The organism is Streptomyces sp. NBC_01235 (genome assembly GCF_035989285.1).
Lineage (GTDB): Bacteria > Actinomycetota > Actinomycetes > Streptomycetales > Streptomycetaceae > Streptomyces.
This window is the reverse complement of the sequence record NZ_CP108513.1, coordinates 3,089,874-3,104,775: the sequence shown is the minus strand read 5'-3', so window position 1 is coordinate 3,104,775 and position 14,902 is coordinate 3,089,874. Positions and strand designations below refer to the sequence as shown.

Here is a 14,902-nt window from a genome sequence, read left to right as displayed (position 1 = left end):
AGCGCGACGCGCGTAGAGAATCCAGTGAACAGGTGTCCAGTGGGTTTCTACGCGCGTCAATCTCCTGCCTGCTCAGGCCAGTTGTCAAGGTTTCAGCCATGTACGCCGGCCGACGGGGAGATGAACCGGGCGGCATGGGGCCATATCCGTCTAGGCTGAGTGGCCCAGTGCCCCCAGCGGGCCGGTGGCACGACGCGCCCGAGGAGAACCAGCCGATGTCAGACAGCTCCCCCCTGCCGCCGGTGCGGCTGCACCCCGAAGCGGAGCTGGCGCGCGACGCCCTGTCCACGCCGTTGCTCTCCCGGGCCGCCCTGCTCGCCCGCTGGGCCGGCCCGGACACCCGGGTCGACGCCGGCGGACAGCTCGTCGAGGAGCAACTGCCGGTCGCCGCCGAGGTGCTCGGGCTGACCGGGGAGGACGCCGCCGCCGAGGCGAGCGAGGCCTGGCGGGTCGCGATGGACACCGGGCTCGTGGAGGTCGTCGACGAGCAGGCCGACACCGTCACGACCGGCGAGGATCTGGCCCTGCTCACCGGCGGCTCGCCGCACGACGTCCTCGCCGTCTGGCTCGGCGCCCTGGAGTCCGTGATCGCCGACGCGGCCGTGCCCGACCTCGACGCGCTGATCGACGTCATGGACGAAGGCGGCGCGGTCGACTTCTCCAAGCTGGACTGGGATCCCGAGGCCGAGGCCGAGTTCCTCGACGGCGTGCTCGGCAACCTCTACCTGCTGACCGCCAGTGAGGACGGCCCCGGCGACGCCCCCGTCCCGCTCCCCGCGCTCGCCGCCTCGATGATCATCCCCGGCGACATGGGCGAGCCCACCAACGACGTCCTGGAGCAGGTCTCCGACGCGATGATGCGGCTCGACGACCAGTTCCGGCTCCTGGAGCCGATCGGCCTGGTCGCCTACCAGCCCGTCGACGAGGCACTGATGGGGGACATGGAGGAGGGGGCGGACGAGCCCGCCGCCCCGGTCGAGGAGAACGCCGACCCGGTCGACGAGCCCGGCGCCCCGGTCGACGAGACCGACGTCTCCCGCTACGGCATGGTCCGCCTCACTCCGCTCGGCCTGTACGGGCTGCGGGCCCGGCTGCTGGAGGCCGGCTTCGAGGCCCCGGCCGTCGGCGACCTCGCCGACAAGGGCGCCGACGCCCTCCTCGACGCCGGCGCCGGCTACGGCTCGCACGCCGCCCTCGCCGAGACCGAGCAGTGGCTCGCCCGCCGTGAACCCCTCGTCGCCGCACGCGAGTTGCTGGCGGCGGCCCGTGGCTCGGACGCCGGCGCCCCGCTGCGCAGGCTGCGCTGCCAGCAGGCCCTCTCCCTCGTCGGCGCCCAGGCCGAACCCGCCGTGCGCGCGGTCCTCGACGACCCCGAGCTCGGCGGCCTCGCCCGCGTCTGGCTGAGCGAGCTCGGCGCGACGGACGTCCCCGCCCCCTCCGAGGACCTGGTCTTCTGGCTCACCGTCGACACCCTGGCCGCGCAGCTCGCCGCCGAGGGCAACTCCGAGGAACTCCAGGCCCTCGTCGAGGGTCTGGCCCAGCAGCACAGCGGCTTCTTCGCGGCGGCCTGGCGCGTCGACCACCCGGCGACCCCGGAGGTCCTGGAGGCGATGGGACGCCTGCACCCGGACAAGCGCATAGCGAAGGAAGCACGCAAGGCGGCGTTCAAGGCACGGTCCCAGCAGAGCGGCTGACTCTTCTCGGGGCTTCTTGGGGCTCCCGTGGCCTGATCCGTACGGGTTCATGGAAGCGGGTCCCCTGGCGTCGCCCACCGTTCAACTCCCGTTCAGGCATGAGCGGGACGGTGGCGCCGAACCGAGGTCCGCCACCCTCCACGGCACTTCCGAGTCTCAGGAGACACCATGTCGCTCACCCGCAGGGACTTCGCCAGACAGTCCGCGATCACCGGTGCCGGGGTCGCGCTGGCGGGCAGCGTAGGCGCCCTCGCCACCGCGCCGAACGCCCTCGCGTCCTCGGACGCAGAGTCCGCGGCAGACTCGGCGGACGACGCGCAGGAGTCGGCGGCCGGGCACCGCGGGGCCGGCTACGGACCGCTGCTCCCCGACCCCGACGGCATCCTCGCGCTGCCCGCCGGGTTCAAGTACCGCGTCATCACCTACAGCGGGAAGACCACGCTGGAGTCCGGCGAGAGCACCCCGTCCAACCACGACGGCACCGCCACCTTCTGCGGCCCGCGCGGCGCGACCCTCCTCGTCAACAACCACGAGCTGAAGGGCCCGCGCTCGAGCTGGCAGTACCCGGTCCCGCTCACCGAGGGCCTCGTCTACGACCCGGCGGCCTCCGGTGGCTGCACGGTCGTCGAGGTGCGCCCCGGCGGCCACGTCGCCGAGTGGGTCGGCATCGCCGGCACCTCCACCAACTGCGCGGGCGGCAGCACCCCTTGGGACACCTGGCTCACCTGCGAGGAGACCGAGGACAAGGCCGGCCAGAACGGCATGACCAAGGACCACGGCTACGTCTTCGAGGTCGACCCCGAGGACCGCCGCGCCAACCGGAACCCCAAGCCGATCAAGGCGCTCGGCCGGTACGCCCACGAGGCCGTCGTCATCGACCCCAAGGGCGGCCACGCCTACCTCACCGAGGACGCCTCCGGCCCCAACGGCCTGCTCTACCGCTGGACCCCGCCGGCCGGCTTCCACCACGGCCGGGGCAAGCTGCGCACCCTCGCCGACGACGCCGGTGTCCTCCAGGCCTTCAAGTGCTTCGACTCCGGCGGCAAGTTCGTCGACGACCTCTCCCGCGCCACGAAGATCGGCACGGTGTACGGCGTCGACTGGGTCGACGTCCCCGACCGCGACGCCAAGTCGGTGTCCGTCCGCAAGCAGTTCACCGACGGTCAGGTCACCCGCGCCCGCAAGCTGGAGGGCATGTGGTGGGGCGACGGAGGCACCTACATCGTCTCCTCGTACGCCCGTGCCGAGAGCCCCGTGCAGCACGACGGTGCCGTCTGGTTCTACGACCCCAAGCGCCGCACGCTGACCCTGAAGGTCCTGCTCGGCGTGAACCCCGACCCGTCCGTCGACGGCGCCTTCGACGGCCCCGACAACATCACCGTCTCCCCGTACGGCGGCCTCGTCATCGCCGAGGACGGCGAGGGCATCCAGCACCTGTTCGGCGCCACCGACAGCGGCCGCACCTACCCCATCGCCCGCAACGAACTGAACATCGGCACCGCGGAGAAGCCGGAGTACAGCGAGTTCACCGGCGTCACCTTCTCCCCCGACGGCCACACCCTTTTCGCCAACATCCAGACGCCGGGCATCATGCTGGCGATCACGGGGCCGTGGAAGCGGCAGCGCAAGTAAGTGGCGGCGGGCCGTGAGCACATAGCCCACGGCCCGCTCGGAGCCTCATTCGAGTGAACCAGCAGGAGTTTGCTCTTCGAGTGTTCGATCATCGAAGACTTTGACGTGATGGAGCGGCTCGAGTCGGGCTTATCCGAGGATGCTCCGATCCGGCTTCCTGGCGGGTGCACCCTGCCTTGGACTCGAAGAAGTAGGAGAAGCCGCCCTTCGGCACCCCGGCCGTCTTGCAGATCCGGGCCACACCCGGAGCGGAGTGGCCCCGCAGCCCGATCAGAGCCTGCGCGCCGTCGAGGATCTCCTCCCGGGCACCGCTGGTCCGTCCCATGAGGCGAGCGTACGACCGGTCGTCCACGTACCGGCTGGGCCTGTCGGGCGGGCTGCCGCACGGCTCCGGGGGCTTGTCCGTGCCGTAACTGGTATCTAACATTTCAGTTCATGGAGGCCGTGCCACGCACTCTGCTCAGGGATCGCGCTTACACAGCGATCAGGAACGCCATCGTCGCCGGGGACATCGCACCCGGCGCGGTGGTCCGCGACGCCGAACTCGCGGAGCGGCTGGGGCTGTCCCGGGCGCCGGTGCGGGAGGCGTTCGCGCGGCTGGTGGACGAGGGGCTGCTGGAGAGCAAGCCGCAGAGCTACACGCGGGTGACCCCGGTCGTGGCCGCCGACGTACGGGACGCGGCGGCCGTGGTCGGGGCGATGCACGAGCTGGCCACCCGGGTCGCGGTGCCCCGGCTGTTCGCGGCGGACGTCGAGGCGATGCGCACGGCCAACGAACGCTTCACGGCCGCCGTCGGCACCGGCGATGTCGACGCCGCCCTGTGCGCCGACGACGAACTGCACGACATCCTCGTCCGGGCCGCCGGCAGCCGTGCGGCGGCCGCCACCATCGCCCGCTACACCCCCCTCATCCGGCGGCTGGAGCGACGGCGCTTCGGCGAGGGCGGCACCTGCCGTTCGGCCGGACTGCACGGCCGGCTGATCGAGGCCTGCGCCCGCGGTGACGTGGACGAGGCGGTCCGCGTCACGGCGGAGATCTGGCGCACCCTGGCCGACCTCGTCGACGCCGACGGCTGACCCACCGACCGCCCACTGCTCCAGGAGGCCCCATGTCCCTCTCCTCGTACGAGCGTTACCCCCTCCTCTTCGGGCCCTCGCCCATCCACCCGATGGAACGGCTCACCGCCCACCTCGGCGGAGCCGCCCTCTGGGCCAAGCGGGAGGACTGCAACTCCGGGATCGCGTACGGCGGGAACAAGACCCGCAAGCTGGAGTACCTGGTCGCCGACGCGCTCGCGCAGGGGTGCGACACGCTCGTGTCGATCGGCGGGGTGCAGTCCAACCACACCCGTCAGGTCGCAGCCTGTGCCGCCCGCGCCGGGCTGAAGTGCGTGCTGGTGCAGGAGAGTTGGGTGCAGTGGCCCGACTCCGTGTACGACAAGGTCGGCAACATCCTGATCAGCCGGCTCGCCGGAGCCGACGTGCGGCTCGTCCGGGCCGGGTTCGGGATCGGCTTCAAGGAGAGCTGGGAGCAGGCGCTCAGGGAGGTCGAGGAGTCGGGCGGGAAGCCGTACGCCATCCCGGCCGGGGCCTCCGACCATCCGCTCGGCGGGCTCGGGTTCGCCGGGTGGGCGTACGAAGTCGCCGAACAAGAACGGCAGTCGGGCGTCTTCTTCGACACCGTGGTCGTCTGCTCCGTGACCGGGTCGACCCAGGCCGGCATGGTCGCCGGGTTCGCCGCGCTGGAGGAGGCGGGCGGGCGGCCCCGGCGCGTCATCGGGATCGACGCCTCGGCCAAGCCCGCCGAGACGCGCGAACAGATCGCCCGCATCGCCCGCAACGCCGGTCAACTGATAGGTGTGCAGCGGGAGTTGACCGTCGAGGACGTCGAACTCGACGAGCGGTACCACGCCGGTGTCTATGGTGTGCCGGACGAGACGACGCTGGAGGCGATGCGGCTCGCCGCGCGGACCGAGGGCATGGTCACCGACCCTGTCTACGAGGGGAAGTCGATGGCCGGGCTCGTCGACCTGGTCGCGCGCGGCGAGATCGGCCGCGACTCCACCGTGCTGTACGCGCACCTGGGCGGCCAGCCCGCACTGAACGCGTACAGCGCGCTGTTCTGACCGCCCATGACCGCCTGACCGATCGCGGCGCTCTAACCGCCCATGGCCGGGATCCTCCGCTTCCCCCTGATCACGAAGGCCGCCGTCAGCAGGGCCGTCAGCGCGATCAGTGCGGCCGCGCCGAACGCCCGGGCCGCGCCGTGGGTGAGGATCTCGGCCGGGGTGCCCGTCGTGTGCCGGGTGGCCGTGCCGTACACCGTGACCAGCACCGACAGGCCGAGCGTGCCGCCGAGCCACTGCAGGGTCTGCAGCAGGCCGGAGGCGGCGCCGGCCTCCTGGGGTCGTACCTTCGCCAGGATCGTGGCGTTCAGCGGCATCAGGGCCAGGCCGACGCCGACGCCCAACAGCAGCAGAGGGCCGACCAGGCCGGCCGCGTAACCGTCGTCGGGGCCGAGCCGCCACAGCCAGGCGCCCGCGCCGGCGAGCAGGGTCATGCCGGTCAGGATCAGCGGTTTGGCGCCGAAGCGGGCCAGCAGGCGCGGCACGAACCGTACGGTCGTGAACATCACGACCGTCATCGGCAGGAAGGCGAATCCGGCGCGCAACGGGCTGTAGCGCAGGACCTGTTGGCTGATGAGGGTGAGGAAGTAGAAGGCGCCGAACATGCCCGCGGGCAGCATCAGGACGCCGACGTAGGCGCCCGCCCGGTCGCGGTCGGCGAAGAGCCTCAGCGGCATGATCGGCTGCTCGGCGCGGGCCTCGACCAGGGCGAAGCCGGCCAGCAGCGCGGCCGCGCCGGTGAAGCCGAGCAGCGCCAGGGTGTCGCTCCAGCCCTTTTCCGAGACCCGGATGAACGCGTACACCAGTGAGGTCGTCCCGGCGGTGCCGGTCAGCGCGCCGGCCGCGTCGAACCGGCCCGCGTGGCGCGGGGTCTCGGTGACGATGCGGGGCAGGGCGAGGGCGACCGCGAGGCCGATGGGCACGTTGATCAGCAGGGCCCAGCGCCAGGACGCCCAGGCGGTGAGCATCCCGCCGAGGACCAGGCCGACGGAGGCGCCGATGCCGGCCATGGAGGAGTAGACGCCGAGGGCATGGTGGCGGCGCGGGCCCTCGGGGAAGTTGGTGGTGATCAGGGCGAGGGTGCTGGGGGCGGTGAGGGCGGCGCCGACACCCTGGAGGGCGCGGGCGGCGAGCAGCCAGCCGTCGTCGCCGGCCAGCCCGCCGAGGAGCGAGGAACCGGCGAACAGCAGGACGCCGACGGTGAGCGTGCGGCGGCGGCCGAGCAGGTCGCCGACGCGTCCGCCGAGCAGCAGCAGTCCGCCGAAGGCGAGGGTGTAGGCGTTCAGCACCCAGGACAGTCCGGTGGGGGAGAAGCCGAGGTCGCGCTGCATGTCGGGCAGGGCGACGTTGACGACCGTGGAGTCGACTCCGACCATGAGGTAGGCGGTGACGACGACCAGGAGGACGGCGCGCAGCCGGGTGTCCGACCCGGCCGGCTCAGGCGGCCCGGACGGTTCGGAAGGGGACTTGTCCGTCGTGGGCGAGGGTAAGCGGGACGGCGTGGACATGGAGTGCTCCCTGTCTGGTGTCCCCGCGTGATGTGGTGGAACATGCGGGCAGCACGACAGGACCCGGCCGTGGGCTCGCAGAGACGAACGCAGTAAGCGGGGACTGTCTCCGTTTGGTCTTCGCTAAGATACGGAGAGAGTCCCCGGTTCGCAAGGAGTAACTGGATGACGCAGGTCAGACCCATGCGCGCGGACGCTCGCCGCAACTACGAGCGCTTGCTGAAGGTGGCGGCGGAGTCCTTCGCCGAGCATGGGGAGGGCGCCTCCCTCGACGACATCGCCAAACGGGCGGGCGTCGGCTCCGGAACGCTGTACCGGCACTTCCCGACCCGTCAGGCGCTGCTGGAGGCGGCCTACGTCGACCGGATCGAGGCGCTCGCCGTGCGGGCCGACGAACTCGGCTCGGAACTCCCGCCGGGCGAGGCGTTGGTGGAGTGGCTCAACGAGCTGTGCGTCGGCACGATCCAGGTCCGCGGCATGAAGGCCCTGCTGGGCTCCGCCGTCACCGACGGGAGCGCGGGCGCGGTCACCGCCTGCGGCACGAACATGAAGGGCGCGGCGGCCCGGCTGGTGGAGGCGGCACAGCGGGAGGGGACCCTGCGGGCGGACATCGAGCCGATCGACGTCCTGCGCCTCGCGCACGGAGTGGCGACGGCGTCGGAGCTGGCGAAGGGGGACAGCAGCGCCATCCGCCGGTATGTGTCGCTGCTGACGGAGGGCCTGCGGCCCGCGCGGTGACGGCGGCGGGCGCCCCCGTGGTGGCGGGCGCCCGTGGCCGGGCGACTGCGGGCGGCTGGAGAGTTACGGGAACGGGAACGCGGCTACAGGGCCTCGGCGCCCGGCTTCACCATGTTCCGTACCGTGCGGGCCTTCACGAAGTCGCCCATGGCCGTCATCTCCCACTCGCCGGAGAACTGCCGGATCAGCTTGGCCATCAGCACGCCCGTCTGCGGTTCGGCGCCGGTGAGGTCGAAGCGGACGAGCTCCTCGCCGGTCGCGGCGTCCAGCAGGCGGCAGTAGGCCTTGGCGACCTCCGTGAACTTCTGGCCGGAGAACGAGTTCACCGTGAAGACCAGGCCGGACACCTCCTGCGGAAGGCGGCCGAGGTCGACGACGATCACCTCGTCGTCGCCCCCGCCCTCGCCGGTGAGGTTGTCGCCGGAGTGCTTGATCGCGCCGTTCACGATGGAGAGCTTGCCGAAGTAGCAGCTGTCGATGTGGTTGCGCTGGGGGCCGTAGGCGATGACCGAGGCGTCCAGGTCGATGTCCTTGCCGCGGAACGCGGGCTCCCAGCCGAGACCCATCTTGACCTGCGAGAGCAGCGGACGGCCGCCCTTGACGAGGGAGACGGTCTGGTTCTTCTGGAGGCTGACGCGCCCCTTGTCGAGGTTGATCTTCCCGGTGCCCGGGGCGGCGGCGGGCGGGACCGGGGGAGCGGCGGGCGGGGTGGGCGCGGTGAGCCGCGGGTCCATGGGCGGGGCCGGCGGCGCCATCGGGGCCCGCATCGGCGGCGGGGTGACCGGCTGGGCCGGGGCGGCGGCCGGTGCCGGTTCCTCCACCGTCACACCGAAGTCGGTGGCGATGCCGGCCAGACCGTTGGCGTACCCCTGGCCGACCGCGCGGGCCTTCCAGGCGCCGTTGCGCAGATAGATCTCCACGACCACCAGCGCCGTCTCGCTGCCGAGCTGCGGGGGCGTGAAGGCCGCCAGGACGCTGTTGTCGTCCGCGCTGCGGATCGTCGCCGTCGGTTCGACGCCCTGGAACGTCTGGCCCGCGGCGTCCGGGCTCGCGGTGACGACGATCTTCTCGATGCCGGGCGGGAGCGCGGCCGTGTCGACGGTGATCGCGTCGGGCGCCGTACCCCCGCCGGAGCGGTACGTCACGCCGGGGCCGCTGGGCTGGTTGTAGAAGATGAAGTCGTCGTCGGAGCGCACCTTGCCGTCTGCGGTGAGCAGCAGGCCCGAAACGTCGAGCCGCACCGGGGCGGCGACGTCCACCGTCACGCGCGCGACGGGGAGAGGGATGTTCGAGCCGGGGGTCATAGCTGTCATGCCCCGTGAACGACTGAGACCACTTTGCCGTTCCCTTACCCGCGCCCGAAGCCGGGCACGGGTGGGGGAACGTTCCGTCAGGGCACCACGACGATCTCGCACCCGATGCCGGCCGCGAACCGCTCCAGCGCCTGCGGGTAGCGCTCCAGCGGGATCCGGTCACTGATGAAGACCTCAGGGTCCAGCGCTCCGTCGGCTGGGTGCGTATGGGTCGCTCCTGGGCGCGATGGGAGTTATCGGGCACTCTGAGGCATGGAGGTGCCCTCTGTGTGAGTGAGTTGGTTTTTCAAACCCGGATGACCTGAGGCCCCAGCAGTGAGTACCGGTGGGCCTCGGCCGCGGGAAGCAGGGTGCTCGTCACGATCGTCTCCAGTACGCCCACCTCGGTGAACCGGCAGAAGCTGACCGCGCCGAACTTGGTGTGCACGCCCGCGAAGACCACGCGCCGTGCCGCCCGCACGGCCTGTGCCTTGACCTCGCCGACGGCCGGGTCCGGTGTGGTCAGACCGTGCTCTCGGGAGATGCCGTTGGCGCCGATGTAGGCGAGGTCGACGACGAAGCCGGCCAGCATCTTCGTCGTCCAGTGGTCGACGGTGGCCAGTGTGCCGGAGCGGACCCGGCCGCCGAGCAGCAGCACGGACATGTTCTCGGCCTCGGCGAGCGCGCCGGCGACCGGCAACGACGCGGTGACCACGGTCAGCGGCCGGTCCCTGGGCAGCGCCTCGGCGATGAGCTGCGGGGTGAAGCCCTCGTCGACGAAGACGCTCTCCGCGTCCCCGACCAGCCCGGCCGCCGCGGCGGCGATCCGGCGCTTCTCGGGTACGTGGCTGGTGGCGCGGAAGGCCAGCGTGGTCTCGAAGCCGGCGCTCTCCACGGGATAGGCGCCGCCGTGCGTACGGCGTAGCAGCCCGTGGTCCTCCAGGGCGCGCAGATCCCGCCGTACGGTCTCCCTGGCCACGCCCAGTTCGGCGGCGAGCGCGGCGACGTCGACCGAACCGGTGGCACGCGCGGTGCGCACGATCTCGCGCTGGCGCTCCTCCGCCGTTCTCGGGGTCATGTCCTCACCTCGCTCTCCCGCCATCCTGCCCGTTCGGGCCCGGTGGGGCCCGGTGGGGGTCCATGGGGGAATTTCTACAGCGGGTGCGCGGCACTGGCCAGGCCTGTTGCGGGCCTGTCGCTGCCCGTCTCGGCCCGTTTCCCGTCCCGGCCGCCCCGCCTCGGACCTGCGGTGGAGCCGGGGGGCGGGTGGGTTCGGGCAGCACGCGTGCCCGGATACGGCGGTGGGCGGGCCCGTTCTGTGCCCGCCCGCGTCCCACGAGGTGTGCTTCTCGGTCAGTACGGCCAGATCGGCGGATCGCTGACGAAGTGGCCGCCCAGGTGGGCGTGGGCGATGTTCTCCGGGTCCAGCTCGCCCTGCTCGGCGATCAGCTTCTCGGCGTACGGCTCGGAGTCGTCCCGCGGTTCGTAGCCGAGCGCCCGCGCGGAGCTCAGGTCCCACCACAGCCTGGTGTTGGCGGAGGAGCCGTACACGACGGTGTGGCCGACGTTCTCGGCGGTCAGCGCCGCGTGGAAGAGGCGGGCGCCGTCGGCCGGGCTCATCCACACCGAGAGCATCCGCACACTGGTCGGCTCGGCGAAGCAGGAGCCGATGCGCACCGACACGCTCTCCAGGCCGTGCTTGTCCCAGTAGAGCTGGGCGAGGTCCTCGCCGAAGGACTTGGACAGGCCGTAGAAGGTGTCCGGGCGGTGCGGGGTGTCGACGGGGATCAGGGGGTCGTCGCCCTGGGGGCGGGGGGTGAAGCCGACGGCGTGGTTGGAGGAGGCGAAGACGATCCGGCCGACGCCCTCCTCGCGGGCGGCCTCGTACAGGTGGTAGGTGCCCTCGATGTTCGCCTTGAGGATCTTCTCGAAGGGAGCTTCCAGGGAGATGCCCGCGAGGTGGATGATCGCGTCGACGCCCCGCACGGCCTCCCGGACCGCCGCCCGGTCGGCCAGGTCCGCGACGATCGCCTCCGGCTCGCCCTCGATCGGGAGCAGGTCGAGCAGGCGCAGCTCGTAGCCGTAGGCCGGCAGCAGGTCCCGCATCAGGGTGCCGAGGCCGCCGGCGGCGCCGGTGAGCAGGACGGTGCGCGGAGCGGGCATCCTCGGGTCTCCTTGGGATCGTTCGCGGGGTTGTTGGCAGAAGCGGACGCATGCGTGGCCGAAGTTCACATTCATGGACACGCTAAGGAGCGGTGGCGGCGCCCGTCAAGTGTCCTACACGCATGGCAAAACTGCTGGTGTCCCGGGGGTTTGCGCGCTTGACCGGGCCCGATCGGGCACCTTAGCGTGAGGTTGTTCAGGAGTATGGACGCCGCTCAAGAATATGGACTCGGGAGAGCCTGTGACGTCAGCCCCGCTCGCCGCCCGCCTCCGCGTCCCCAGCGGACCGCTGTTCTTCCCCGTAACCGCCTACGGCCCCGACGGCTCCCTCGACCTCGCCGTCTACCGCGCCCACGTCCGCCGCGGGGTGGAGGCAGGCGCCGCGGCCGTCTTCGCCTGCTGCGGCACGGGGGAGTTCCACGCGCTCACGCCGGAGGAGTTCGAGGCGTGCGTACGGGCGGCCGTCGAGGAGACCGCCGGGCGGGTGCCGGTCGTCGCCGGCGCCGGCTACGGGACCGCGCTCGCCGTGCGTTACGCCAGGTCGGCGGAGGCGGCCGGAGCGGACGGCCTGCTCGCCATGCCGCCCTACCTCGTCGTCGCCGCCCAGGAGGGCCTGCTGCGCCACTACCGGGAGGTGGCTGCCGCGACCGGGCTCCCCGTGATCGTCTACCAGCGCGACAACGCCGTCTTCACCCCGGAGACCGTCGTCGGACTCGCTCGCACCGAGGGGATCATCGGCCTCAAGGACGGCCTCGGCGACCTGGACCTGATGCAGCGCATCGTGAGCGCCGTACGCACCGAGGTCCCCGGCGACTTCCTCTACTTCAACGGCCTGCCGACCGCCGAACAGACCCAGCTCGCCTACCGGGCCCTCGGCGTCACCCTCTACTCCTCGGCCGTGTTCTGCTTCGCCCCCGAGATCGCCCTCGCCTTCCACCGGGCGCTCACCACCGGCGACGACACCACCGCCCACCGCCTCCTCGACGGCTTCTACCGGCCGTTCGTCGAACTGCGCGCCCAGGGCCGCGGATACGCCGTCTCCCTCGTCAAGGCCGGTGTCCGGCTGCGCGGGCTCGACGTCGGGGAGGTCCGCCCGCCGCTGCACGAACCGAGCGAGGACCATGTCAAGCAACTCGCCCAGGTGATCGAACGCGGCTACGCGCTGCTGGAGGAGGACAGGTAGTGAAGGCGTCGACATTCGTCTACCCCTGGGACGTCATCGGCGACCCCGGGGCCCCGGCCCGTATCGCCGCGCTCGGCGTGCAACAGGTGACCCTCGCCGCTGCCTACCACTCCACCCGCGCCCTCACCCCCCGCCACCCGCGCCACCGCATCGTCACCGCCGAGCACGCGGCCGTGCTGTACCCGGCCGACGGCCGCTGGGAGGGCCGCACCCTGCGCCCGTACCCGGCCGGCGACTGGGCCCCCGGCGACGCCTACGGGGAGGCCGCCGAGGCGCTCGCGCGGGCCGGTCTCGACGTGCACACCTGGGTGGTCCTCGCGCACAACTCCCGCCTGGGCGCCGACCACCCGGACACCTCCGTCGTCAACGCCTACGGCGACCGCTACCCCTGGGCGCCCTGCATCGCGCAGCCCGCCACGCGCGCGTACCTCGTCGACCTCGCCGCCGAGGCCGCCGTACGCCCCGGCGCGGGCGGCACCGAACTGGAGTCCCTCGGCTGGTACGGACTCCAGCACCTGCACGCCCACGACAAGACCGGCGGCGTCGGCCTCGGGGACGCCGGCCAGTACCTGATGGCGCTCTGCTTCTGCCCCGCCTGCCGGGCGGGGTACGGCGAACAGGGCCTGGACGCCGACGAGTTGGCTGCCGCCGTCCGGGACGCGCTGGAGCCCCTGTGGCAGGGAGCGCCGGACGACGGGGGCTGGGCGGGGGTCGAGAAGCTGCTCGGCGAGGCGACCGCGGCGGCCACGCGCGCGTGGCGCGACGAAGCCGCCCGCACGCTCCAGGAGAGGGCCGTGACGGCGGTGCGCCAGGCAGCCGCTGCCGACTTCCAGGTGCTGTTGCACGCGGACCCGGTGACGTACCACGTGGGCGCCAACCCGGGGGTGGACCCCGCGCACGTCCTGTCCGTCGCGGACGGCGTGGTCGTGCCGTGCGCGGGCGGTACGGAGCTGCTGACGCCGTTCGCCGAGCAGGGCCGGGAGGGCGCCGTCGTCGCCGCCAACTTCCCCGTGATCTCGGGGATGGGCGGCAGCCCCGGCACGCTCGCCGCGGACGCGGCGGCGGCCCGGGACCGGGGTGCCACGGAACTGCGCCTGTATCACGCCGGGTTGGCGTCGGACGGGGACCTGGACGCGGTGCGTTCGGCGCTCGCCGGACTCCGAAGCAGCGCCGCGGCCGGCACCAGCAGAACCACCCCGAGGGCGACCAGCACCGGACGGTAGTCGGCCAGTTCGACCAGTGCCGCCCCCGCGGCCAGCCCCAGCACGTTCGGCGTGAACATCAGGGTGTTGGCCGTGGCGGCCGTACGGCCCAGCAGCGCATCCGGCGTCTCGCGCTGCACGGCCGTCATCGCGGCGATCAGCACGCAGGGCAGCCCGACGCCGCTCGCCGCGCTGCACAGCAGCGCCACCGGGTCGGCCGGGACCGCCCGTGCCGCCACCGCGACCGCCGTGAGGGCGATCCCGGCCGCCGCGAACCGGTGCCCGCCCAGGCGACGCTGGGCCGGGCCCGAGGCCAGTCCGACCGCGACCGAGCCGACGCCCTGGACGGCGTACAGGACACCGGCGTAGGCGGGGGAGTGCCCGAGGCCGTCGATGACGGCGTAGAGCAGCGCCCCGCTGATGCCCGCGCAGAGCATCGTGGTGCCGCCCGCCAGGACCAGGGGGCGCAGCCGCGCGTGCGCCCACAGGTGACGCGTGCCCTCGGCGGTCCGCGCCCACCAGCCGCTCAGGGGCGGCTCCGGCTTCTCCTCGGGGACGTGCAGGAGCGCGTACACGCCCGTGGCCAGGACGAACGTGACGGCGTCCAGCAGGGCGACGCTCGGGCCGCCGTACGCCGCGAAGAGGCCCGCGCCCGCGAGCGGGGCCACCAGCTTCATGCCCTCGGTCGCCGTCATGCGCAGCCCGTTGAAGTCACCCAGCAGGGACCGGTCCACCGCGGCGGCGACGAGAGCCGCCTCCGCCGCGTCCTGGACGACGCCCACCGCGCCGTACACGAACAGGACCGCGTAGAGCAGCCACACGCGGCTCGGGGAGTCGACAGTGAAGAGGGTGAGCAGGAGGGCGGCCAGGAGGAGGTTCGCGCCGATCAGCAGGGGTTTGCGGCGGACGCGGTCGGCGAGCGTGCCGAGCAGCGGGCCGACGAGCGTGGGCGCCCACATCGCGAGCAGGCACAGGGCGGCCGACCCGTCCGAACCGGTCAGCTCCTTGACCCACACGCCCGACGCGAGCCACAGCGCCGACGTCCCGAAGCCGGAGACCACCACCCCCGCGAGATACAGCCCCGCGTCGCGGTCCCGCAGGACCCGCACCACCGTCCATGTCGATGTCGTCATGCCTGGTCATCGTGGTTCTAAGGCAGGGCCCCGGGCATCGGGCAGATGCCTTGCACACGGGCCCGCGCCCGGCGGGAATCCGTCGGAACGCGTCGGTATCGCCTCTGGGCTTCTCATGTGTCCGGTCCGCGAGCCGGACCGGCGCCGCCTGAACGCGGATGGGGGCACCGCCCGGTCGAGCGAAGCCGGGACCGGGGGAGGCGGGCGGAGCGGGCCCGCCCGGCTGCACAC

Annotated in this window: 12 protein-coding genes and 2 pseudogenes; 7 read left to right on the top strand and 7 right to left on the bottom strand. The window is 72.5% G+C overall.

Translation table 11 applies throughout. The annotated features are described in order from the left end of the window. Positions 1–215: 215 nt before the first annotated feature. Positions 216–1,694 (top strand): hypothetical protein, encoded by a 1,479-nt coding sequence (locus tag OG289_RS13440; RefSeq protein WP_327314238.1) that lies wholly within the window; start codon positions 216–218, stop codon positions 1,692–1,694. Between the two features lie 168 nt (positions 1,695–1,862). Continuing rightward, on the top strand, positions 1,863–3,326 hold the full coding sequence (locus OG289_RS13435) for an alkaline phosphatase PhoX (RefSeq protein WP_327314237.1): 1,464 nt from the start codon (positions 1,863–1,865) through the stop codon (positions 3,324–3,326). 88 nt (positions 3,327–3,414) lie between these two features. On the opposite strand, the gene OG289_RS49655 is transcribed toward OG289_RS13435, so the two are convergent. After that, positions 3,415–3,651, bottom strand: coding sequence for a TetR/AcrR family transcriptional regulator (locus tag OG289_RS49655; protein ID WP_442818897.1), 237 nt, complete (start codon positions 3,649–3,651; stop codon positions 3,415–3,417). Positions 3,652–3,761: 110 nt separating this feature from the next. Here OG289_RS49655 and OG289_RS13425 point away from each other — a divergent pair, with 110 nt between their 5' ends. Beyond that, complete coding sequence (locus tag OG289_RS13425; protein WP_327314236.1) at positions 3,762–4,403, top strand: GntR family transcriptional regulator; 642 nt, start codon at positions 3,762–3,764, stop codon at positions 4,401–4,403. A gap of 32 nt (positions 4,404–4,435) precedes the next feature. Continuing rightward, entirely contained in the window at positions 4,436–5,452 is a 1,017-nt protein-coding gene (locus OG289_RS13420) for a 1-aminocyclopropane-1-carboxylate deaminase (protein ID WP_327314235.1), read from the top strand. A 32-nt stretch (positions 5,453–5,484) separates the two neighbouring features. Here the strand turns inward: OG289_RS13420 and OG289_RS13415 are convergent, their stop codons facing one another. Continuing rightward, positions 5,485–6,960: an MFS transporter gene (locus OG289_RS13415; protein ID WP_327314234.1), complete on the bottom strand. Its 1,476-nt coding sequence runs from the start codon at positions 6,958–6,960 to the stop codon at positions 5,485–5,487. Between the two features lie 165 nt (positions 6,961–7,125). On the opposite strand from OG289_RS13415, the gene OG289_RS13410 reads away from it, so the two are divergent. Continuing rightward, entirely contained in the window at positions 7,126–7,698 is a 573-nt protein-coding gene (locus OG289_RS13410) for a TetR/AcrR family transcriptional regulator (protein WP_327314233.1), read from the top strand. 83 nt (positions 7,699–7,781) lie between these two features. Here the strand turns inward: OG289_RS13410 and OG289_RS13405 are convergent, their stop codons facing one another. From OG289_RS13405 to OG289_RS13390, 4 genes and pseudogenes are all read right to left on the bottom strand, one after another. Further along, a complete protein-coding gene (locus OG289_RS13405; protein ID WP_327320665.1) occupies positions 7,782–9,002 on the bottom strand; it encodes a TerD family protein in 1,221 nt (406 codons plus the stop codon). Between the two features lie 86 nt (positions 9,003–9,088). Then, positions 9,089–9,208, bottom strand: a pseudogene (locus OG289_RS13400) (alcohol dehydrogenase); the annotation flags it as partial. Positions 9,209–9,297: 89 nt separating this feature from the next. Next, positions 9,298–10,068, bottom strand: a complete 771-nt coding sequence (locus OG289_RS13395) for a DeoR/GlpR family DNA-binding transcription regulator (protein WP_327314232.1) — start codon at positions 10,066–10,068, stop codon at positions 9,298–9,300. A gap of 275 nt (positions 10,069–10,343) precedes the next feature. Beyond that, positions 10,344–11,153, bottom strand: a complete 810-nt coding sequence (locus OG289_RS13390) for an NAD-dependent epimerase/dehydratase family protein (RefSeq protein WP_327314231.1) — start codon at positions 11,151–11,153, stop codon at positions 10,344–10,346. A 223-nt stretch (positions 11,154–11,376) separates the two neighbouring features. Between OG289_RS13390 and OG289_RS13385 the strand changes: the two genes are divergently transcribed. Next, entirely contained in the window at positions 11,377–12,336 is a 960-nt protein-coding gene (locus OG289_RS13385) for a 5-dehydro-4-deoxyglucarate dehydratase (RefSeq protein WP_327314230.1), read from the top strand. After that, entirely contained in the window at positions 12,336–13,559 is a 1,224-nt protein-coding gene (locus OG289_RS13380; RefSeq protein WP_327314229.1) for a hypothetical protein, read from the top strand. Before OG289_RS13385 ends, OG289_RS13380 begins: the two co-directional genes overlap by 1 nt. Here the strand turns inward: OG289_RS13380 and OG289_RS13375 are convergent. Continuing rightward, positions 13,517–14,671, bottom strand: a pseudogene (locus OG289_RS13375) (MFS transporter); the annotation flags it as partial. The gene OG289_RS13380 and the pseudogene OG289_RS13375 sit on opposite strands and share 43 nt — an antisense overlap. Positions 14,672–14,902: the final 231 nt, after the last annotated feature.